Source organism: Paenarthrobacter sp. NPDC090522 (assembly GCF_044769225.1).
Taxonomy (GTDB): Bacteria; Actinomycetota; Actinomycetes; order Actinomycetales; family Micrococcaceae; genus Arthrobacter.
In genome coordinates, this window is sequence record NZ_JBIVXL010000007.1 from 86,907 (window position 1) to 108,510 (window position 21,604).

General features: G+C 64.8%; 21 protein-coding genes. 14 read left to right on the forward strand and 7 right to left on the reverse strand.

Annotated features, from left to right (window positions below):
- Positions 1-115 precede the first annotated feature (115 nt).
- The 3 genes from dapA (at position 116) to ACIQT2_RS10795 (ending at position 3,457) form a co-directional block, all read left to right on the forward strand.
- Positions 116-1,018, forward strand: a complete 903-nt coding sequence (dapA, locus tag ACIQT2_RS10785) for a 4-hydroxy-tetrahydrodipicolinate synthase (protein ID WP_402946190.1) — start codon at positions 116-118, stop codon at positions 1,016-1,018.
- A gap of 85 nt (positions 1,019-1,103) precedes the next feature.
- Positions 1,104-2,609, forward strand: a complete 1,506-nt coding sequence (locus tag ACIQT2_RS10790) for an aldehyde dehydrogenase family protein (protein WP_402946192.1) — start codon at positions 1,104-1,106, stop codon at positions 2,607-2,609.
- 173 nt (positions 2,610-2,782) lie between these two features.
- Entirely contained in the window at positions 2,783-3,457 is a 675-nt protein-coding gene (locus tag ACIQT2_RS10795) for a GntR family transcriptional regulator (protein ID WP_402946194.1), read from the forward strand.
- Between the two features lie 29 nt (positions 3,458-3,486).
- Here the strand turns inward: ACIQT2_RS10795 and ACIQT2_RS10800 are convergent, their stop codons facing one another.
- A complete protein-coding gene (locus ACIQT2_RS10800; protein ID WP_402946196.1) occupies positions 3,487-4,611 on the reverse strand; it encodes a mandelate racemase/muconate lactonizing enzyme family protein in 1,125 nt (374 codons plus the stop codon).
- Positions 4,612-4,833: 222 nt separating this feature from the next.
- On the opposite strand from ACIQT2_RS10800, the gene ACIQT2_RS10805 reads away from it, so the two are divergent.
- The 7 genes from ACIQT2_RS10805 (at position 4,834) to ACIQT2_RS10835 (ending at position 10,565) form a co-directional block, all read left to right on the forward strand.
- A complete protein-coding gene (locus tag ACIQT2_RS10805; protein ID WP_402946198.1) occupies positions 4,834-5,931 on the forward strand; it encodes an alcohol dehydrogenase family protein in 1,098 nt (365 codons plus the stop codon).
- Between the two features lie 2 nt (positions 5,932-5,933).
- Positions 5,934-7,043: a mandelate racemase/muconate lactonizing enzyme family protein gene (locus tag ACIQT2_RS10810; RefSeq protein WP_402946200.1), complete on the forward strand. Its 1,110-nt coding sequence runs from the start codon at positions 5,934-5,936 to the stop codon at positions 7,041-7,043.
- A 29-nt stretch (positions 7,044-7,072) separates the two neighbouring features.
- Positions 7,073-8,185: an App1 family protein gene (locus tag ACIQT2_RS10815; protein ID WP_402946201.1), complete on the forward strand. Its 1,113-nt coding sequence runs from the start codon at positions 7,073-7,075 to the stop codon at positions 8,183-8,185.
- 37 nt (positions 8,186-8,222) lie between these two features.
- Positions 8,223-8,651, forward strand: coding sequence for a hypothetical protein (locus ACIQT2_RS10820; protein ID WP_402946203.1), 429 nt, complete (start codon positions 8,223-8,225; stop codon positions 8,649-8,651).
- A gap of 157 nt (positions 8,652-8,808) precedes the next feature.
- Positions 8,809-9,414 (forward strand): TasA family protein, encoded by a 606-nt coding sequence (locus ACIQT2_RS10825; RefSeq protein WP_402946205.1) that lies wholly within the window; start codon positions 8,809-8,811, stop codon positions 9,412-9,414.
- A 32-nt stretch (positions 9,415-9,446) separates the two neighbouring features.
- Positions 9,447-9,884, forward strand: a complete 438-nt coding sequence (locus ACIQT2_RS10830; RefSeq protein WP_402946207.1) for a hypothetical protein — start codon at positions 9,447-9,449, stop codon at positions 9,882-9,884.
- Positions 9,885-9,950: 66 nt separating this feature from the next.
- On the forward strand, positions 9,951-10,565 hold the full coding sequence (locus ACIQT2_RS10835) for a dihydrofolate reductase family protein (protein WP_402946209.1): 615 nt from the start codon (positions 9,951-9,953) through the stop codon (positions 10,563-10,565).
- Between the two features lie 10 nt (positions 10,566-10,575).
- On the opposite strand, the gene ACIQT2_RS10840 is transcribed toward ACIQT2_RS10835, so the two are convergent.
- The 3 genes from ACIQT2_RS10840 to ACIQT2_RS10850 are packed head-to-tail and all read right to left on the reverse strand — an operon-like array spanning position 10,576 to position 13,521.
- Entirely contained in the window at positions 10,576-11,568 is a 993-nt protein-coding gene (locus ACIQT2_RS10840) for a Gfo/Idh/MocA family protein (RefSeq protein WP_402946211.1), read from the reverse strand.
- 41 nt (positions 11,569-11,609) lie between these two features.
- A complete protein-coding gene (locus ACIQT2_RS10845; RefSeq protein WP_402946213.1) occupies positions 11,610-12,131 on the reverse strand; it encodes a methyltransferase family protein in 522 nt (173 codons plus the stop codon).
- Between the two features lie 10 nt (positions 12,132-12,141).
- Positions 12,142-13,521 (reverse strand): MFS transporter, encoded by a 1,380-nt coding sequence (locus ACIQT2_RS10850; protein WP_402946215.1) that lies wholly within the window; start codon positions 13,519-13,521, stop codon positions 12,142-12,144.
- A gap of 217 nt (positions 13,522-13,738) precedes the next feature.
- Between ACIQT2_RS10850 and ACIQT2_RS10855 the strand changes: the two genes are divergently transcribed.
- Positions 13,739-14,950, forward strand: coding sequence for an MFS transporter (locus ACIQT2_RS10855; protein ID WP_402946217.1), 1,212 nt, complete (start codon positions 13,739-13,741; stop codon positions 14,948-14,950).
- 22 nt (positions 14,951-14,972) lie between these two features.
- Here ACIQT2_RS10855 and ACIQT2_RS10860 read toward each other — a convergent pair whose 3' ends face one another.
- Together ACIQT2_RS10860 and ACIQT2_RS10865 are read right to left on the reverse strand one after the other, a co-directional pair.
- Entirely contained in the window at positions 14,973-15,671 is a 699-nt protein-coding gene (locus ACIQT2_RS10860) for a FadR/GntR family transcriptional regulator (protein WP_402946219.1), read from the reverse strand.
- A complete protein-coding gene (locus ACIQT2_RS10865) occupies positions 15,668-16,483 on the reverse strand; it encodes an SDR family NAD(P)-dependent oxidoreductase (RefSeq protein ID WP_402946221.1) in 816 nt (271 codons plus the stop codon). The genes ACIQT2_RS10860 and ACIQT2_RS10865 overlap by 4 nt, the downstream gene beginning before the upstream one ends.
- 58 nt (positions 16,484-16,541) lie before the next feature.
- On the opposite strand from ACIQT2_RS10865, the gene ACIQT2_RS10870 reads away from it, so the two are divergent.
- Positions 16,542-17,261, forward strand: a complete 720-nt coding sequence (locus ACIQT2_RS10870; RefSeq protein WP_400336781.1) for an SDR family oxidoreductase — start codon at positions 16,542-16,544, stop codon at positions 17,259-17,261.
- 18 nt (positions 17,262-17,279) lie between these two features.
- On the opposite strand, the gene ACIQT2_RS10875 is transcribed toward ACIQT2_RS10870, so the two are convergent.
- A complete protein-coding gene (locus tag ACIQT2_RS10875; protein WP_397326126.1) occupies positions 17,280-18,116 on the reverse strand; it encodes a helix-turn-helix transcriptional regulator in 837 nt (278 codons plus the stop codon).
- An 85-nt stretch (positions 18,117-18,201) separates the two neighbouring features.
- Here ACIQT2_RS10875 and ilvD point away from each other — a divergent pair, with 85 nt between their 5' ends.
- A complete protein-coding gene (ilvD, locus tag ACIQT2_RS10880; protein ID WP_402946224.1) occupies positions 18,202-20,064 on the forward strand; it encodes a dihydroxy-acid dehydratase in 1,863 nt (620 codons plus the stop codon).
- A 197-nt stretch (positions 20,065-20,261) separates the two neighbouring features.
- Positions 20,262-21,533: a flavin-containing monooxygenase gene (locus tag ACIQT2_RS10885; protein WP_402946226.1), complete on the forward strand. Its 1,272-nt coding sequence runs from the start codon at positions 20,262-20,264 to the stop codon at positions 21,531-21,533.
- The last annotated feature ends 71 nt before the right edge of the window (positions 21,534-21,604 follow it).

Sequence of the window (21,604 nt, forward strand, 5' to 3'; positions counted from 1 at the left end):
GTAAAGCCTTGTGCCGACGTCCGGGAACCGTCAATAATGAACAAAGTGTTCACTTGATGAATATTGCCTCCCCAATGCACGGTAGTGATTTTTTTCCAGCAGACAGGACCAACCCATGACCACACAGCTCACAGGGGTACTCACCGCGCTCGCGACTCCGTTCACGCCCGAAGGTGCCATTGATGTTCCGGCGCTCCGCCGGCTGGTGGACCGTTCCATCGACGGTGGTGTTGATGGTGTGGTGGCTTGCGGTTCCACCGGCGAGTTCGCCTCCCTCAGTGCCGGGGAACGCAGGCTCGTTGTTGAAACAGTCACCCAGCACACAGCAGGTCGGGTGCCGGTGGTTGCCCAGACGGGTGCCACCAGCACGGCCGAGGCCATCAGCAACTCCCGCCATGCCCAGGAGTGCGGTGCCGATGTGCTGATGGTGGTGGCTCCGTACTACGATCCACTTTCACTGGGCGAGACGACCCACTATTTCCGCGCCGTGGCCGAGGCCGTGGAACTGCCCGTCATGCTCTACAACTACCCCTCGGCCACCGGGGTGAACCTCGATCCCGCCACCGTGGGCAAGCTGGCCCGCGAGGTGGAGAACATCCGCTACATCAAGGACTCCAGCGGTGACATGGGCCAAGCTACCCAGCTCATCCACCACCACAGTGACTACATTTCCACGATTGTGGGCTGGGACGCGCTGATCCTCTCGGCGCTCACGGAAGGCGCTCCGGCCGTCATGGCTGGCACGGCCAACATCCTGCCGCGGGAAATCGTGGCCGTCCAGCGGGCAGTCGCCGCCGGTGACTTCGCCACGGCCAAGGCCGAATGGGACCGGATCTACCCGCTGATCGATGCCATCCTGTCCTCGCCCTTCGTCCCGGCCGTCAAGGCCGCCCTGGAGATCCTCGGCGAGCCCATCGGCGCCCCCCGGCGCCCCACCGCCGACCTGGATGCTGCCTCCGTGAACCGCATCCAAACCCTCGTGAACCAGCTGCAACCGGCACCGGCACCGGCCGGCTAAAACGCACGACGGCGGCGCCCGCCGCCGTCGTGTCCCTCACCCCCGCACCGATCACCTGACCACCACAACGTAAGGACCATCAGTCATGACCATTGACGTCACCACCAACCAGGCAACCGTGCGACGCGGCACCGGTGCCATTACGGAAGCCGGCGTGCTGCCGCCCACCACGCACTTTATCGCCGGAGCGTTCCGCGATGGACTCGGCACCGATACGCAGGCCGTCGTCGATCCGTGCAGCGAAGAAACCATCTGCCAAGTCAGCCAAGGCACCGCAGCCGACGTCGACGCCGCAGTCTCAGCAGCCCTGGAAGCCAAGGCAAGCTGGGGACGCACCCTTCCCAAGCAGCGTTCGGAAATCCTGCACGCCATCGCCGATCGCCTGGCCGAAAACGCGGACCTGCTGGCCCGCCTCGAAGCATGGAACACCGGCAAGCCCCTCATGGTCGCCGAAGACGACATTGCCGGTTCCATCGATTCCTTCCGCTTCATGGCAGGCGCCGCCCGCGCCACCACCTCGCTCGCCGCCGGCGAATACGCCGAAGACCACCTCTCCGTGATCGTCCGCGAACCACTGGGCGTGGTGGGCGTCGTCACCCCGTGGAACTACCCCTTGTTGATGGCTGCCTGGAAGATCGCACCCATCCTGGCCGCGGGCAACACGATCGTCCTCAAGCCCTCCGAACAAACCCCGCTGACCACGCTCAAGTTCGCCGAACTCATCGCCGACCTCCTGCCCGCCGGTGTCTTCAACGTCGTCACCGGCCTTGGCCCAGAGGTGGGCGGCCGCTTGTCCGAACACCCCAACGTGGACATGATCGCGCTCACCGGCTCGGTGAACAGCGGCAAGGCCGTGGCCCGGAACGCCGCCGAAACCGTCAAGCGCGTCCACCTCGAACTCGGTGGCAAAGCACCAGTGGTCATCTTCGAAGACGCCGACCTGGCCGCCGCGGCCGAATCCCTCCGCGCAGCAGGCTACTGGAACTCCGGCCAGGAATGCGGTGCCGGCTGCCGCGTGCTGGTCCACGAATCCGTCGCCGAGAAATTCACCGGGTTGCTGGTCGACCAAGTGCAGACCCTGGTAGTCGGTGAACCCACCGCCGGCGAAGACGTGGAGATCGGCCCCCTGATCTCCAAAGCACACTACGACCGCGTCCTGGCACACCTGGAGCGGGCCAAGGCCGACGGCGCGGAAGCCGCCCTCGGCGGCGGCGCCATGGAAGGCCCCGGCTACTTCGTAGCGCCCACCGTCCTGGCCAACGTCCCCGAAGGCTCCGCCTGCACCCTGGAGGAAATCTTCGGTCCCGTGATCACCGTTGAAACCTTCTCCACGGAAGAAGAAGCCATCACCCGCGCCAACGCCGTTCCGTATGGATTGGCCGCTTCCGCCTGGACCCTCAACCCGCAGCGCGGCCACGACGTCGCATCCCGCCTGGACGCCGGAACCGTGTGGGTCAACTCCCACCTGGTCCTCGCCAACGAGATGCCCTGGGCCGGTTTCAAGAGCTCCGGCTACGGACGCGACCTCTCCGCCTACGCCCTGGACGACTACTCCCGCACCAAGCACGTTATGCACAACAAGACGCGCTAGAAACGCCAAAAGGCGCCCGGCTGGGGAACACCCAGCCGGGCGCCGTCTTGTCGGACGCCAGCCTTCCGCCGGAGAATCGACGGCACGCCAACCTTCCCCAGCCGCGTGAACGGTAAACCGATAACCGTTCCGGTAGGCTGATGTGGCTCATTCAGGAGGAAGGATCGCAGGCGATGGCCAAGCAGGTAGAGCGTCCAGCAGCGCTGGGACAGCAAGTGGTGACCTCATTGCGCGCGGACATCCTGTCCGGTGAGCTCGAACCAGGGGACGCCTTGGTGGAAGCAACGATCGGTGAGGCGTTCGGGGTCAGCCGGGGTCCTGTCCGGGATGCCTTGCGGACCTTGGCCGGAGAGGGCCTCATCGCGGCTTCCGGCAGGAGCTACCGGGTGGTGGGCCTGGACGAGAAGGATATCCGCGATCTCTTTTCGCTTCGGGAACTCCTGGAGGTTTCCGCGGCGCAACAGTGCGCAAAAGCAGACCTGGAAGGTCTGAGGGCTGCCGCCGAAGCTGCCCTCGATGCCATGCGGAAAGCGGCCGAGTCGGCTGATTCCGATGCCTTCGCACAGGCCGATGTTAACTTCCACTCGGCTTTCTTTGCTTTCTGCGGCAACCGGCGCCTGCTGGCAGTGTGGGAGCAGCAAGTGCCCACCTTCACGGAGCTTTTCCGCCTGACCACGGCTTTGGACCACCCTCTGCTGAGCACGGTGGAATCACACCGGGCGGTACTGGACATTATCGACGGAGGCGACCCCGACGCCATCGCGGCCGGTGTCCGGGAACTCATCGTCGGCGGTGACGAACAGATCATTGCCACGCAGAAGGCGCTCCGGGAAGAACGGGGCGCCTGAGCCGGCACCGCGGGCCGATGTGTTGCACGCTAGTCGCCCCAGACTGCCACGGGTTGACCCAGCACCTCTTCGTGGACGGTAATCCCCAGGCCTGGCGCTTCCGGGGGAAGGATTCCGCCGTCCCGCTGGATGAAGTTGAACTCCGCGGTCTTGAGCGTGACCATGTCATCGCAATTGAGCACGCAACGGAGCAGCTTTTCGGGTACGGTCGCGCCCAGTTGGGCGATGCCCGCGAAGGCGATGGCTGAACCCACCGTGTCCTGGACGCTGACGGTCATCCCGGCGGCGCGGGCAATGTCGCGCTGGCGGCGGCCGGGCGTCAATCCGCCGGCTTTGGAGATCTTCAAGCCAATGCCGTCCGCGACGTCGTTGGCGATTGCCCAGGCCAGGTCGCTGTCTTGCTGGGCCAGTTCGTCAAGGATGATCGGGTAGGGGCAGCGCTGGCGCAGGGACATGGTTTCGCGCCACGTGGCACAGGGCGCTTCGATCACGAAATCCAGGCCGGCGGGCAGCAACGCCAGCATGCGCAGGGCGCTTTCCGGCGTCATGCCTCCGTTGGCGTCCACCAGAAAGAACTCGCCCGGTTGCCTGTCCGCAAGGCACGCGGTGATGCGTGCGGCGTCGATGGCCGGTCCGCCTTCGCTGTCCGGAGTACCGATCTTGATGGAATGGCCAAGGTAGCCCCTGGCCCTGTGGTCGGCAACCCTTGCCCGCATCTCTTCGGGTTCGCCCACGTGGATCGAGGAAATCATGACCATGGGAGTGCCGGTTCCACCTCCCAGCAATTCGTACACGGGCAACCCTGTGGATTTGCCGAAGATGTCCCAGCAGGCGATGTCCAGGGGAGTCTTCGCATGGTTGTGCCCCACGAGCGTGGCGTCCATCAAGTCGTAGTTCCGGTCTACCCGGCGCGGGTCCCGGCCCAGGAGTGCTGGAGCCAGTTCGGCGATGCCCGCCCTGGTACCGAGGGCATGGGCGGCGATGTAGGTGGAACCGAAGGGCGTGCTTTCGCCCCAGCCGACCGTCCCGTCGTCGGCGGTGATTTTGACGATCGAAGCGTCGAAGGACTGGTAGGTCCTGCCGCCCGAGAGGTTGTACGTGCCTCCCGAGTACGGCAGGTCAACCTGGAAGAGCTCAATGCGTTCGATTTTCATGAGGGTGTCCTGTTCAGAGGCAAGCGTGGTCCGCGGCCGCGTAAGTAGGGGTCGGCGTCGTTCAAGAGCTGAACGTGATGTTCAACATAGTGACCCGTATGAGCAATTGTCAACGGTAAACCGAACCATTGTCATAGCGAGCTGTGTGTGAATAAAATGACCAAACCATCCATCTAGTGGATGACTTTCCATCCTGACCACATCTTTCGAAAGGGATCGATGATGACCCTGCCAACAACGATGACCGCCGTTCTGCTGACCGGGCACGGGGGCCCGGAAAAGCTCGAATACAGGACCGACGTGCCCGTTCCCCGGCCAGGTGACGGGGAGGTGCTGATCCAGGTGGAGGCCGCCGGCATCAACAACACGGATATCAACACGCGCATCGGCTGGTACTCGAAAGCGGTCACCGGCGATACGAACTCGACGGCGACCGGGTCCGCCGGCAGCGCCGACGAGGACGACGCTTCGTGGTCCGGTGTACCACTGACGTTCCCGCGCATCCAGGGAGGCGACGTCTACGGCAAGGTCGTGGCAGTCGGACACGGCGTGGACCCGGCCCGGCTCGGGGACCGGGTCATTGTCCGCAACCTGATGCGCCATTACGTGGACCGCCGCCCGTTCGAATGCTGGACCTACGGCAGTGACTGCGACGGCGGGTTCGCCCAGTTCGCCGTGGCACCGTCCGCCGAGGCCTATACCGTTGAATCGCAGCTGTCCCCGGTGGAGCTTGGAGCCATTTCCATTGCCTACTCCACGGCGGAGGGCATGCTCCACCGGTCCCGGGTTGGAGCAGAACGCGTTGTTATTACGGGTGCTTCCGGTGGGGTTGGCCTGGCCGCGGTCCAGCTCGCCAAGCTCCGCGGCGCAGAGGTCATCGCGATCTGCTCTCCGAGCAAGGCCGACGTGGTGCGCGAGGCGGGCGCAGACCAGGTGATCGACCGCGGTGCGGACCTGCTCCAGGCACTCGGCGCGCGTTCCGTCGACGTGGTGGTGGACGTGGTCGGCGGGAATGGTGTTTCGGAACTGCTCGCGTTGCTGCGCCGCGGTGGCCGCTACGCCATCGCCGGGGCCATCGGCGGTCCGCTCGCTGAAGTGGACCTGCGGACCATCTACCTCAATGACCTTTCCCTGTTTGGCTGCACTTTCCAGGAGGACGAGGTTTTCGAGAACCTGGTGCGCTACATCAACCAAGGCCGCATCCGGCCGCTGGTTTCCCGGACATATCCGCTCAGCGATATCCACCGCGCACAGGAGGATTTCATCTCCAAGAAGTTCGCCGGCAAGCTCGTCCTGGTCCCGCCGGCCGTGGAGTCGTGACCGTGAAAATCACAGAAATAGCGATCTACGCGCACGACCTGCCCGTCAGCAACGGCCCGTACCGGATGTCCCACGGTGAGATCTTCTCGCTCGACACCACCCTGGTTCGCCTCACCACGGATTCCGGCTTGGTGGGTTGGGGCGAGGCCTGTCCTGTTGGGCCCGTGTACGAACAGCACCATGCGGCAGGCAACCGTGCCGCCCTGTCCGGGATGGCCCAGGGCCTCATTGGCCAGGATCCAACGAACATCGTCTTGCTTCACCGCCGCATGGACCAGTTGTTGTACGGCCACCGCTACGCGAAGGCAGCGATCGACATCGCGGCCCATGACGTTACCGGGAAGCACTACGGCGTGAGGGTTGCCGAGCTGCTGGGGGGCGTGGAAACGGAACGGGTCCCGTCCTACTATGCGCTGGCCGTCGACGAGCCAGACGTTGTCGCGGAGCGGGCAGCCGCCAAGATCGCCGAGGGCTATCCAAGGTTGCAGCTGAAGGTCGGTGGGCGGCCCATCGAACTGGACATCGAGACCATCCGCAAGGTGTGGGAGCGGGTGGGGAAGAGTGGCGTCCGCTTGGCGGTGGACGCGAACCGTGGACTCACGACGCGTGATGCCTTGCGGCTCAGTCGTGAATGCCAGGACATCCCCTTCATCATCGAGCAGCCGTGCAACACCTTGGAAGAAGTCCGCTCGGTGCGCGATCGCGTGAACCATGCCATCTACCTCGATGAACTCACCACGGACCTGACCAAGGCGGTCACTGCGGTTGCCACGGGTGGTTGCGATGGATTCGGCCTGAAGGTCACACGCTTCGGCGGGCTGCACCCCGCCTCGGTCCTTCGGGACATCTGCGATGCCTACTCGACACCGCACACATCAGACGATTCCTGGGGCGGCGACATCATCGGAGCGGCCTGCACACACCTGGGGGCAACCATCCGACCCGAACTCAACGAGGGCGTCTGGATTGCGCAGCCGTACATCGAAGGCCACTACGACCCCCGGGGCGGCATCACGGTGGAGGGCGGTCACATCGAACTTCCGCAAGGTCCGGGGCTCGGCATCGAGCCTGACGAGGCCCTCTTCGGTGAACCCTTTGCCGTGTTCAGCTAGCGCCCCTCCAGCCGTGCCAGACTGGACCCATGCGTTCACGTTCCCAGACACCGCGCACACCGTCCCGGACCGCCGGAGCCGGCCACCCGCCGTCGTACGCCACCTCGGGCCGGCGGCACTTGGCTGCAAGGATCGACGACGCGTGGCTGAGGTTCCAGAACAAGCTCGCCATCCGCCGCGGCCACGTGGTCACGGTGATTCCGCATACCGGCTACGGGTCAACGTCCTGGGTCCGGGTGCTGGCGCGTGTGGTCCGCAGCGATCCCCGCTATGCCGGCAACGGATCGGTAGACGGCAAGCGGAAGCCGCTCACGGAAGGCCTGCGCGGGTGGCGCAACTTCACCAGCGCCCCGGTGGCCCATGCCGCCGTCCGCATCACCGTTGACGGGGTGGAGTACGACGTCGAGGCGGACCGCGGCGGGGTGGTGGACGCCAGGATTCCGGCCGGCTTTGCACCCGGCTGGCACACGGTGACCCTGCAGGCCGGGGCCTCCGCAGTGGTTGAGGCGCCCGTCCAGGTGGTTCCGGACGACGCGGATTTCGGCCTTGTCTCCGACATTGACGACACCGTGATGGTCACCGCGCTGCCGCGCCCTTTCCTGGCGGCATGGAATACGTTCGTCCTCAACGAGCATGCCCGTACCCCGACTCCGGGCATGGCCGTGCTGTATGAGCGGATTACGCGGAACGCCCCCGAGGCACCCGTTCTTTACTTGTCCACCGGTGCATGGAACGTGGCCCCCGCGATCTCGAGGTTCCTCTCCCGCAACCTTTACCCGGCAGGGCCCAAGCTCCTCACTGACTGGGGTCCCACCACGGATCGTTGGTTCCGGAGCGGGAAAGAACACAAGCAGGGCAGCTTGGAACGCCTCGCTGAAGAGTTCCCTGGCATCAAGTGGCTGCTGGTGGGGGATGACGGGCAGCACGATGTTGCCATCTACTCCGAGTTTGCCCAACGGCACCCGGACAACGTGAAGGCGATCGCCATCCGTCAACTCTCAGCAGGCGAGGCGGTGCTTGCCGGCGGCCGCTCGTCGGACGCCCAGCCAACTCCCGGAGTTCCCTGGATTTATGCTCCCGACGGCGCCGGCATGGCGGCGCGGCTGGAGCAATTAGGCATCATTGGACCCTCACTGCGGTAGAATTTAGTAAGGATGCTTACTTATGTGAGGTGCAGCCATGGCAAAGGATCCAACTCCATCGGGCGAAATGTCCGTGCCGCAGGGGGAGCGGATGTGGTGCTCAACGTGCGGCTCGGACGAGCACTTGGTGCTCCACTCGATTGAGTCCGTCCGGGCCCACACGGTAGGGCTGCTGGTGGCGGTGTCCTACAGCTGCGCGGACTGCGGCTCAGTCCTCTCCCACTTCACCCCCTTCCGCGAGGTCGCCGCGAAGCTCAACACCAAGGCCAACCTCGAGGGGCTCATCCTCTTCGGCGACAGCTACCTCCATTGCGGTGAGCCCATGACCAGGATTCCCATCGAAGTCAGGCGCAGCGTCACCGCGAAACCAGTGCCTGGCGAGGAACTGGTCCTCCTTGATGTGCGGTTGGGAACCAAGGTGCTGCAGTGTTTGGGCTGCGGTTTCAGGTTGGAGCTGCCTGCTTGAGGAAGTCTTGAGGTTTTCCTGACGCGGTGCTGTGGGTTTGCAGCGTTCTGTCTTGAGGTGGGGCCGTCAGAGTATTTCTTGTCAGCCAGTAAGGCTGGAAACAAGGAATCGGCCGTCCGGGGAAACGGTGGCCACTTTGAAAAGGACACTGATTCACATGGCCATCAGCCTCAAGACCACCTCCGGCAAGATCCTCGCCTCCGTCGCCCTGGTCGGCACCGCAGCCGCCGTCGCCGGGATGGGCACCTACGGTGCGTTCACTTCCTCCACCTCCGCTTCCCAGGCCGTGACCGCCGGGACCGTGACCATCGCCCTGGGCACCGGGGCATCGAACACCCTAAACGTCCCGGTCGCGGGCCTGCTGCCCGGTGACAAGGTCGAAAAGCTCGTCACCCTGGCCAACACCGGCAACTCGGACCTGAACAACGTCACCCTGACCACCTCCGCCGGCGCCACTTCTTCCTTGCTGACCACCGACACGGTGAATGGTTTGCAGCTGACCATCGAGAACTGCTCCGTGCCGTGGACCGGGTCCGCTGCCCCGTACACCTGCGCAGGGACCAAGACCACCGTGCTGGCCTCGGCCTCGGTGATCGGCGCGAACAAGGTCCTGAACAACCTGACCTCCCTGACCTCGGCCAAGACCGACAACCTCAAAGTCACCACCGCGTTCCCCACCACCGCAGACAACACCTTCCAAGGCGCCACCTCCACCATCGCCTTCTCCTTCACCGGCACCCAACGCACCGAAACCGTCAAATAACCACCCCGCCACGCCACGCGAAAGGACCAGTCGTGAAAAGCCGCTTCAACTTCCTGCGCAGCGTAGCTGTGGCCGTGGTTGTGGCGGCTGGCGTGTTTTCGGGTTCGACGGCGGCAATGGCTGCGTTCCGGGATACGGAACAGGCCGCTCCCCAATTTTCGACGGCGAGCCTCGCCGCTCCCGCTGCAGCCAACGTCACCATGAGCTGCCAGTTCGGCATCCGGGCCACCGTGACCGTGAATTCGTTCAGCACGGTGGCAAATGCCAACTACCACGAGGTCAAGATCTTCGACCGCTCCGGAAACCTCGAATTCACCGGCGACCTCAGCAAAGCTGCCGGCAAGACGTACACCTCCGGCTACGAGGTCATCGGCACGTGGTCCTACGAGATCCGCGGCTATTACAAGGTTCCCGGCACCTCCAACGCCTGGACCGGCAAAGTCCTCAAAGGTAACCTCACCTGCGCATAGGGGCTCTGTTCATGAACCCGTCATCATGGCAGGCTGGAGCAAAACCACCTCCTGAGGAGCGCTCACATGGGAATGCTGTCCGTTGATCTGTTCATCACCCTTGATGGCGTGTACCAGGCACCCGGCGGACCGGACGAGGATCCTTCGGGCGGTTTCGAGTTTGGTGGCTGGCAGGCTGCCTACTCGGACGAAGGGACCGGTGCGGTGATCATGGCCGGCATCGATCGCATGGACGCCCTGCTGCTGGGTCGGCGGACTTATGACATCTTTGCGGGGTATTGGCCCAGCCAGGACGCCGGCGATCCAATTGCCGGCAAGTTCAACGCCATGCCGAAGTTTGTTGTTTCACGTTCCCTGACTGACCCGTCCTGGCAGGGCACCACCGCACTCTCTGACGTATCAGAGGTGGGCCAGCTGAAGGACCGCTTCGAAGACATCCATGTGGTGGGCAGCGGGGACCTGACCCGCTCCTTGCTCAATGCCGACCTTGTTGACCGGCTGAACCTCTACGTCTACCCGCTCACCTTCGGCAAAGGGAAGAAGCTGTGGACCGAGGGCGCGGGTATTCCCGCGGCCTTCCGGCTGGTTGGACAGCCGCAGGCTTTCCCCAAAGGAGCCCTCTGCTTGGTGTACGAACGCGCCGGTGATCCCGTGACCGGAATCGATATCGGCCAGCAGTAGCGGCAGATCATCAGCCCCCCACGTGCTTCCGGGCAGCGTCCCGAAGTGCTGTCAGGGCTCGGGCATTGTTCGCCGCGTCCGTGAGGTCGTAGCGGAGCGGGGTGCCGTTCAGGACGCTGTCCGCGAAGTGTTCGCCCATCCGGACAAAGTGGTTCCGGCCTTTGACGTGGTGCCGAACGGGATCCTGGCCGAAGTGGTGCTCCTCAAGGACGGAATCCTCGTCCAGGAGCCCGAACGGGTTGTCCAGGTACAGCCGGCCTTCGGTGCCCGTGATCTCCAGGAAGTTGCGGCGTTCCAGGTTGACGCCGGTATCGAACAGCACGGTGGCGTTGCCCGGGAAGCGCATGATCCCGGCGATGCTGGTGTCGATCAGTCCGTCATCGCTGGCTTCGCGCATGTTGGCGAAGGCTTCCACGGTGGTGGGCTCTTGGCCGGTGACCATCCGGGCCGCATTGACGCAGTAGCAGCCGGTGTCGAAGAGCGCACCGCCACCAAGCCCGGCGTACCAGCGGATGTTGTCGTCTCCACCGGCGTCGAAGGAATGGGCAACGTGGACGAACGTCAAGGTTCCCACGGTTCCCGCCTCCAGGAGCTCCTGCAGCTTCTCGAACCTGGGATGGAAGCGGTACATGAAGCCCTCAAGGACTTTGAGTCCCGTCTCGTCGGACTTGCGCGCGATGTCTTCGCATTCGGCGGCGTTCATGGCCAGGGGTTTCTCGGAGAGGACGTGCTTTCCCGCGTCGAGGGACTTCAGGATCCATTCATGGTGCAGCGCGTTGGGCAACGGAAGGTAGACCGCATCAATGTCGGGGGAGGCCAACAGTTCTTCGTAGGAACCGAAAGCCTGCGGAATGCCGTGCTTGTCCGCCAATTCCTTGGCTTTCACTTCTGAGCGGGAAGCAATCCCCACTACCTCGCCGTTGACCGTGGCCTGCAGTGCCGGAATGGTCTTGCGGACAATGCGTGCGCCGCCCAGGATGCCCCAACGTACTTTCGCGGTCATTGAACTCCCCTTTGCCGCCGCTTCCGCTTACCCCGGACAGCCTACTGTGCGCCTTCTTCTCCGCGCCACGGTGTGAAGCGGGGCCACCAGCCGGGAACGTGGCGCCGGTAGTCGAGATACTGCCCGCCGTATCTGTCGGTGAGTGTCGGTTCCTCGTAACCCTTGACGAAGGTGAAGACGGCAAGGAAAACCAATGCGGCGTAGAACGCCACCCACCAGTTCGCGAACAGCAGGGCCTGCCCCAGGATGATGGCGAGGACCGCCAGGTACATCGGGTTCCGGACGAAGCGGTAGACGCCCGTGACTACCAGTGTCTCTGTGGGCGCAACCGGGGCCGGAGTCCCGCGGTGGATCGCGAAGAGGGCGAACGCGTACAGCAGGAAGGCAACCCCGACGGCGATGGCCACCAGGGCGATCGGCTCGACAATCCAGGACTCACCCCAGTCGTGCCGCCGCCAGCCGGAGATGGTCCACGGCACCAGCCCCGCCACGACTCCGGGCGCAAGGAACAGGAAGAAGACGGTGCCAATCCATGCGCGGGCGGAAGCGGCGGGGCGTGCCATGAGGATCAGGTCAGCGCGTTTCCAGCTCGTCCAGCGTCTTGCCCTTGGTGTCCGAGGACAGCAGGGTGGCTACGGCGGAGACGAGGCAGATGCCGAGGGTGGTCAGGCCGATGACCAACGGGATGTTCGCGGACCCCGGAGGAGCGATCGCGGTAAACAGGCTCGGGAAGAAGGACGTGATCATGAGTCCGATGTTCTGCGAAACGGCGAAGCCGGTGACGCGCATCCGCATGGGGAACTGCTCCTGGAAGAACGTGGCGAAGGTGCCGTTCCACATCTGGAAGAAGATGCCCTGGACGATCACGACGCACACGAACACCAAGGGCAGGCTGCCCAGCTGGATCGCGTACAGGTAGCCCATGGTCAGCAGGCCACCCACAATGCCACCGGCAACCATGAGCGTCCGCCGGCCCATGCGGTCGGACAGGGCGCCGAAGACCGGGATGGTGATGACGGCCGCAACGTTGGCAGCCATGGTGACCCAGAGGAACTCGCTGCTGGTGAAGCCGATGCCGTAGCCCTTTTGGGTGGCGAAGGAGACACCGAAGATGAGGGTGGCCATGCCGATGACGTTGGTGAAGGTCATGGCGATGCAGCGGACCAGGACCCACGGGTGGGTGCGCAGAAGATCGAACAGCGGGAAGCGGCGCTTGGCCTGTGTTTTCCCGGTCAGGGACGCCTCGGACTGTGCCAGGTAAGCGGGTGGTTCCGTGACGCGCCGGCGGATGATGTAGCCGGCCAGGATCACTACGGCGCTCAGCAGGAACGGGATGCGCCAACCCCATGAGTGGAACTGGTCATCGGGAAGCAGGGAAGCGAGCGGGATCAGGACGGCCGTGGCCAGGATGGAACCAACCTGGGTGCCCTGCAGGCTGAAGCTGGCAAAGAAGCCGCGGCGTGCATCGGGGGAGTGCTCCACGATCATGGCGCTGGCCCCGCCAAGCTCGCCTGCCACGGCGAAGCCCTGGATGAGGCGGAGGATCACCAGCAGTACGGGAGCCAGGAGTCCTACCTGTCCATACGTCGGCAGGAGGCCGACGGCGAAGGTGGCGAAGCCCATGAGCAGCATGGCAAACACAAGGACCTTCTTGCGTCCATGCTTGTCGCCGTAGGCTCCCAGGACCACTGCGCCGATCGGCCGGGAAACGTAGCCCACGGCGTAGGTGGCCAGGGAAGCGATGATGCCCACGGTGGGGTTTTCGCTGGGGAAGAAGATCGTGGGGAACAGAAGTGTCGCGGCCAACGAGTACAGGGCGAAGTCGTAGTACTCGAGTGCGCTTCCAATCCAACCGCTCATGGCGGCTTTCTTGGGGTCTTTCCGGCCTGGTCCATTGTCGAGAGGGGCGGTCTCGAGCGTGGGCTGGATGTCCCGTCGGTGTATGACGCTCATTCGTGAGTCTCCTTTGTCCGTCATTGGCAAGGAACAAGAAATCTTCCCCGCTTACGCAGCGTGAGGAGGGTTACATCTTGAATCGATTCATAAATCATAGAACGTGACCTGCGCAACGTCAAAGGGGGGTTGGTGGTAGGGGTAACGCCAGTGACTCCCTGCGCGCGGGATGCCACCGTAGCGTTGAAGGCATGTCCACCGAATTCCCCACCGCCCAGTGAGCGCCCCGACCGCCTCGCGCACCACAGCAAGCGCACCCACCAAGGACGGCCGCGGCTTCATGGCCGCAACCGTGTCCTTCGTCAGCGTCTTCGCCGCCGGTGCCGCCGTCATCCCCTTGTACGACACTTACCGGGTTGCGGACGGCCTCACGAACGACCAATTCTCGCTGGTGGCCGTTGCCTATTTCTGCTGCGCGGTCTTTGCCCTGCTCTTCCTCGGCCGGCTCTCCAACCATTTCGGTCGCCGCCCGGTGTCGATTGCGGCGCTGACGCTCGCCTTCCTCGGCTGCGTCACCTTGTTGTGGGTCCACAGCTTCCTGCCCCTCCTGCTTGGCCGCTCCCTCCAGGGCCTCGCCGCCGGCGTCGCGTCGAGTGCCATCGGCGCCTACGTCGTGGATACCGCGCCGCGGCGGCCCAGATGGCTCGTGGCCGCTGTCACGACGGCGGGTGCCACGGTGGGGCTCTCCGCCGGCGTGTTTCTTTCCGGCGTTTTGGTGGAGTTCGCTCCCGCGCCCCGGCAGTTCACCTTCTGTGTCTTCGCGCTGGTCCTCACCGCCTGTGCCATCGCACTGGCCACGCGGCCGGAAACGGTGCAGCGCGTGGGTGGTGCCTGGCGTTCGCTGGTGCCCAACCTGGCCGTACCCGCCGCCGCTAAACCGCATCTGCCCCTCGCGTCAGGCGTTTTCGTGGCTACCTGGGCCTTCGGCGGCTACTTCAACTCGTTCGGGCCCTCCCTTGCGGCCGACAACCTCGGCTCGCACAGCCCCATCATCGCCGCGGCCGTGTTTGCCTCCTACATGGCGCCAGGCTTCCTCGGTGGGTTCATCGCCGGGCGGCTGGGTCCCGCAACGGCCCAGCGGTGGGGGATGGCCTTGGTTGCCGCAGCGGGCGCAGGCCTGGCGTTCGCCAGCACGGCGGGGATCCTGGCACTCTTCATCGGCGCCGGGGTGGTGGGCGGCGTCGGCATGGGCATCGCCACCTCGGGCAGCATGAACACGCTCCTGCCCCATGCCCTCCCCAAAGAACGCGCCGGACTCCTGGCGGTGATCTATGCGATCTCCTACACAGGTTCGGCGCTGCCCAGCCTCGTGGCCGGGCAGCTGAGCCGGAGCCTCAGCCTTCCCGCCATCACGGCCGGGTACGCCGCACTCGCCGCCTTGGTGTGGGTGGCAACGCTGGTATGGGCGGGCCGCAAGGCGCGCACGTAGGGTTCGACGGCGGGACGCGCCGTCAGCTGGCTTCGTCGGCGCTGCGGGTGAGCAGGTTCCGCATGGTGGTGAAGGCGGCTTCCGGTTCGCGGCGCTGGACGGCAGTGGCCACCTCCGCGTGGAGTTGCAGGGCCACGGGGTGCGGATGGCCGGGGCCAAGCCCGCCGGCATGCCAACCCTCAAGGAACTCGCTGATGAGCCCCTGCAGCTGGACGAACATCGGATTGCCCGAGCACTCGAGCATGAGCGCGTGGTACTGGACGTCGAGTTCCAGGAACGCCTGCAGGTTGCCTTCTTCGCCGGCGGCCCACATGCGTCCAGCCAACGCCACCAGTTCCGCCGCCTGGCCGGGCGAGGCGTTCAAGGCGGCGAGGCGTGCGGACTCGGGTTCCACGGCGAGGCGCAGTCCAACGAGTGCTGCCAGTTGCTCTGGCCGTTGCGGTGATTGCATCCGCCAGCGGATGATCCGTGGCTCGAACAGGTTCCACTGGTCCGGATCCAACACCTTGATCCCCACCCTTCGGCGCGAAACCACCAACTGCATGGATTCCAGGACACGCACCGTTTCCCGGGCCACCGACCGCGAGACGCCGTGTGTTCGTTCCAGTTCCTCCAGGGTCAGGGTGCTCCCCGGCGCCCGCACGCCGGAGCAGATGTCCTTCCCCAAACTGTCCAGGACCTGGTCGTGCAGTCCCGGCAAGGGGCGCGGCCGCTCCGTCACGGGCGGGCGTCCATGGCGTCGTAGGCCTTGGACGGGATCTGCGTGGCGAGCTTTCCTCCGCTGACATCGATCAGGGTTCCCGTGATGTACCGCGAAGCGTCGCTGGCGAGGAACAGCAGGAGATCGGCCACCTCCCGGGGCTCGCCCCACTTCCGCAGCGTCAGTGTGTCCAGCAAGCGGTCCTGCGCATCCTGTGGCATGGTGGCGAAGCCGTTCATGCCGGTGGGGATCATTCCGGGAGCATAGGCGTTGACGGTGACGTTCCACGGCCCCAGTTCTCCGGCGAGTACCTTGGTGAACTGCACGACGGCGGCCTTGGATGCCGCGTAGGCGGCGCTGCCGATGCTGGGCACAATCGCAGCGAACGACGCCGCGTTGATCACCCGGCCGTGGCCGCTCTCCTTGAGATAGGGAATGGCTGCTTTGCACATGCGTGCCACGCCGGTGACGTTGACATCGAAGCAGCGTTGCCACGCCGTGTCCTCAAGCTCCTCCACCGTGCCTTCAACGTTGATTCCCGCGTTGTTGACCAGAATGTCGATCCCGCCGAAGTGCCCGGCAGCCCGTTCCACAGCTTCCTGCACCGAAGCGCTGTTGGTGACGTCGCAGGCAAGGCCGACGACGGCGGCGCCAGCCTTGGTCAGTTCGGCGGCTACCGCCTCGACGCCTTCTCGCGAGATATCCAGGGCGGCAACCTTGGCTCCGTTGCGTGCGAAGCTCTCTGCAATAACGCGGCCAATGCCCTGGGCCGCTCCCGTCACCACCACCACGCGGCCTTCGATTCCCCACTGAACTTCTGCTGCATTAGTCATATGAATAGCATACGATGAGTTCCAAAGATATGACTATTAAAAGTTGGAGTTGGGATTCATGGCTGGCACACTCTGGATCATCGGTGGCGGAAGCGGCATGGGCAGGGCTGCCGCTGTGGAGGCGGCCGAAGCCGGCTGGCGGGTAGCAGTCACCGGCCGCCGCCACGACGCCGTTGCCGAAACCACACGCCTCATCGCGCTCGCCGGTGGCGAAGCCCTGGACGTGGTGGCGGACGCCAGGAACTCTGAATCGTTGGCCGGGGCGCACTCAAGGATCGAGGAACACTGGGGCCCGGTGACCGCCGTCGTACTTGCCGCCGGCCTCAACGCGCCCAACCGAACGTGGGCGGACCAATCGATGGATGACTTCGCGGACATCGTGGACACCAACCTCACAAGCGTCGCCCGGGCCATCCACCTGGTGCTCCCCGGCATGCGGGCCGAAGGCTCCGGGAACATCGTGGTGGTGTCCTCTCGTGCCGCCTGGCGGTTCTCGCCCGGTTCCGGCGTGGCCTACATGAGCAGCAAGACCGGACTGTCCGCGCTGGTCGCGTCCATCAATGACCAGGAAGGCACCAACGGCATCAAGGTCTGCCATCTATGCCCGGGGGACGTGGACACCGATTTCCTGGCCATGCGCCCCGAAGTGCCGGACGCCGAACAGCGCTCGCAGATGCTTGGCGCCGGGGATGTGGCCAGGGCCGTGCGCTTCATCCTCGACAGCCCGCCACATGTGCGCATCGACGAACTGGCCATCAGCCCGATCGGGCAGCGCTAAGCCTGCGGAGGAGCAACCCTAGGATCCCAGCTCCATCAGCCGCGCGATCTGTTCTTCCGCGCCGCTGTCCGGCGCCGGCGTGTACACCACAAGGTGCAGGTCCGGCCGGTCCGATGGCGAAACCTGGTGGTGCTCCAGGTGCAACACGCCCACGGCCGGGTGGTGGAATTGGCGCTCGCGGGATTCGAAACCGAGGATGTCGTACTGGTCCCAGCTTTCCTGGAACTCCGGGCTGGCTTCCTTGAGCCGTTCCACCTGGAATTTCACGTCCGGATCGCCCAGGCGCTGGCCGGTTTCTGCGCGGAACTCCGCGAGGAAGCGGCGGCTGGTGACATCCCAGTCCGGGAGCAGATCGCGGATGTACGGATCCGTGAAGACGAGCCACAACAGATTCCGGTCCTCGGCGGGGACGTTGGCGATGTTCGGGTACAAGGCGGCGTAGGCCTTGTTCCACCCGGCAACTCCCCAGTCGGGGGAGAGCGCATACGAAGGGTTCGGGTCCAGGGCATCGAGCAGGCGTTGCACGTGCGGGGGAGCGCTGCCGGCAACGGGCGCGGTTGAAACCGAGGAGGCATAGCCGCCCAGGGACAACACATAAGCCAGCCCGGTATCGGACAAGTGCAACGCCCGCGCGATCGCCTCGAGTACTTGCCGCGACGGCGAAATGTCCCGCCCCTGCTCAAGCCACGTGTACCAGGTGACGCTCACGCCGGAGAGGAAGGCGACTTCTTCGCGGCGCAGGCCGCGCTCGCGTTTCCGGGATATGGGGGGTAGCCCGTATTCGGATCGGAGGGCCTGGTCCCGCCGGGCCCTGAGGAAGAGGCCGAGTTCTTTGCGTCTCTCCGAATCGTGCACCCATAAATACTATTACTCTGGTACTCCTACTACTAGTATCAAGGCCGTCTTCTGCACCGGGTCCCGAGGCAGCAGGATGGTATTCATGCCTGCACTACGTTCAAAAACTGTCACCCATGGTCGCAACATGGCCGGCGCCCGCGCACTGCTGCGCGCCTCCGGCGTCGCCAATTCCGACATCGGCAAGCCGATCATCGCCGTGGCCAACTCCTTCACCGAGTTCGTCCCCGGCCACACCCACCTTGCCCCGGTAGGCCGGATCGTTTCCGACGCGATCCTGGCTGCCGGCGCCGTGCCGCGTGAATTCAACACCATCGCCGTGGATGACGGCATCGCCATGGGCCACTCAGGCATGCTCTACTCGCTGCCGTCCCGCGACCTGATCGCGGACTCGGTGGAGTACATGGTCAACGCCCACTGTGCCGACGCCTTGGTGTGCATCTCCAACTGCGACAAGATCACCCCGGGCATGCTCATGGCCGCGCTGCGCCTGAACATCCCCGTGGTCTTCGTGTCCGGTGGCCCCATGGAAGCCGGCCGCGTGACGCTGAGCGACGGTTCCGTGCGCTCCCTGGACTTGGTGAACGCGATCGCCGACGCCGTGGACGAATCCATCTCCGACGAGGACATCAACCTCATCGAAGAGAATGCCTGCCCCACGTGTGGTTCCTGCTCCGGCATGTTCACCGCCAACTCCATGAACTGCCTTGCCGAAGCGATCGGCCTCGCGCTGCCGGGCAACGGCTCCGTGCTCGCGACCCACACCGCCCGCAAGGCGCTGTACGAAAAGGCCGGCGCCACGATCGTCGAACTCGTCAAGCGGTACTACGAAGGCGACGACGACTCGGTGCTGCCGCGCTCCATCGCCACCGCCGAGGCCTTTGACAACGCCATGGCCCTGGATATCTCCATGGGCGGCTCCACCAACACCATCCTGCACCTGCTGGCCGCGGCCCAGGAAGCCGGCGTGGAATACGGCCTGGCCGAAATGGACGCCAAGTCCCGTCAGGTGCCCTGCCTGGCAAAGGTGGCCCCGAACGTTGCCAAGGACAAGACCTACTACATGGAGGACGTGCACCGCGCCGGTGGCATCCCCGCGCTCCTGGGTGAGCTGAACCGCGGCGGCCTCCTCCACAAGAACGTCCACTCCGTGCACTCCACCGACCTTGACGGCTGGCTGGACGACTGGGACATCCGCGGCGGCAAGGCCACCGACGAAGCCCAAGCACTGTGGCACGCAGCCCCTGGCGGTGTCCGTTCCTCCACCGCGTTCTCGCAGTCGAACGTCTGGACCTCCCTGGACACCGACGCCGAGGGTGGCTGCATCCGCTCCGTGGAGCACGCCTACTCCAAGGACGGCGGCCTGGCCGTGCTGCGCGGCAACATCGCCGTGGACGGCGCCGTGGTGAAGACCGCCGGTGTGGACGAGTCCATCTGGAAGTTCGAAGGCCCGGCCATCGTGTGCGAGTCGCAGGACGAAGCCGTGGAAATGATCCTCAACAAGACCGTCAAGGAAGGCGACGTGGTGGTCATCCGCTACGAAGGCCCCCGCGGCGGTCCGGGCATGCAGGAAATGCTCTACCCCACGTCCTTCCTCAAGGGCCGCGGCCTGGGCAAGAAGTGCGCCCTCATCACGGACGGCCGCTTCTCCGGTGGCACCTCCGGCCTGTCCATCGGGCACATCTCCCCGGAAGCTGCTTCCGGCGGCGAGATCGCCCTGGTGGAGAACGGCGACATCATCAGCATCGACATCACGCAGCGCTCCCTGCAGTTGAAGGTCTCCGACGAGATCCTTGCCGAGCGCCGCGAGAAGCTCCTGGTCAACGGCGGTTTCAAGCCCAAGAACCGTGACCGCCAGGTCTCGCCGGCCCTCCGCGCCTACGCCGCGATGGCACTGTCCGCAGACAAGGGCGCGGTCCGCGACGTCTCGCTGGTGGAGAACCTCTAGCAGTTACCAACAGGCACGACGGCGGCGGCGGGTCGCCTCGGCTTCGAAAGGAGCCGGGGTGGCCCGCCGCTTTCGCTGCCGCGACCTCCTTGTTGCATCGATATTTCCGATGTGATTGCGCTGTTTTATGTGCTATGCAGATGCACTTGGCCCGCCTGAAAATGGATCAACAGCCGAACTGAAGCAGAGGAGATCGCATGACAAGGCAAGAGGTTGAGGTTCTCGTCGTCGGCGCCGGGCAGGCCGGCGTAGCGATGAGCGAGCATCTGACCAATCAAGGGATCCACCACGTGGTCCTGGAACGCCACCGGATCGCGGAGCGCTGGCGCTCCATGCGTTGGGATTCGCTGGTGGCAAACGGCCCGGCATGGCACGACCGTTTTCCGGGAATGGAATTCAATGGCATTGAACCTGGAGCCTTCGCCTCCAAGGAACAGGTAGCCGACTACTTTGTGGCCTACGCCGGGATGATCGGCGCGCCCATCCGCTGCGGTGTGGAGGTAACCTCGGTCCGCAGGAATGCAGGCGCCCCCGGTTTCCACGTCCAGACCAGCGACGGCGACTATAACGCGCGTTACGTGGTAGCGGCAACGGGGCCGTTCCAGCGTCCGGTGATTCCCGCCGTCGTGCCTGAATCTTCGGGGCTGGAGCAGCTGCACTCAAGCCTGTACCGAAACCCGGGCCAGTTGCCCGAAGGCGCCGTCCTGGTGGTTGGCGCAGGGTCTTCAGGCGTGCAGATCGCTGCCGAAATCCAGCGTTCCGGCCGCCAGGTCTTCCTTTCCGTCGGTCCTCACGACCGGCCCCCGCGGAGCTACCGCGGCCGCGATTTCTGTTGGTGGCTGGGAGTCCTCGGCCTCTGGGATGCGTCCACTCCTCCCCAGGGTGCCGAGCACGTCACCATCGCCGTGAGCGGGGCCGACGGCGGCCACACGGTCGACTTCCGCGAACTCGCCGAAGAAGGCATCACCCTGGTGGGGCGTACAGAAGCGTTCGACGCCGGGACCATGCGTTTTGCGGGCGACCTGCAGGACAACATCGCCAACGGCGATGCAAACTACTTGCGACTGCTCGACGAGGCCGACGAGTACGTGGAGCGCAACGGCCTGGACCTCCCCGAGGAGCCCGGGGCCCGCGTCCTTCGTCCGGACCCGGAATGCCTCAGTAACCCGGTCCGTGAACTCGACCTGGCTGCCTCCGGGGTTACCAGCATCATCTGGGCCACCGGGTTCGTTCAGGACTACAGCTGGCTGAACGTGGAAGCCTTCGATGAGCGGGGCCGTCCTGTGCAGCAACGCGGCGTGTCCAGTGAACCGGGGATCTACTTCCTTGGCTTGCCGTGGCAGTCCCGCCGTGGATCGAGTTTTATCTGGGGTGTCTGGCACGACGCCAAATACGTAGCTGACCAGATCACCATCCAGCGGAGCTACCTGCAGCATGACCAGCAAGCAGCGCAACCCGTGGGGGTCTGACCGCCGAGCAACCAAAGAACGGACCAACAAAGAGGGACCATGCCCACCGGGCATGGTCCCTCTTTGGCATG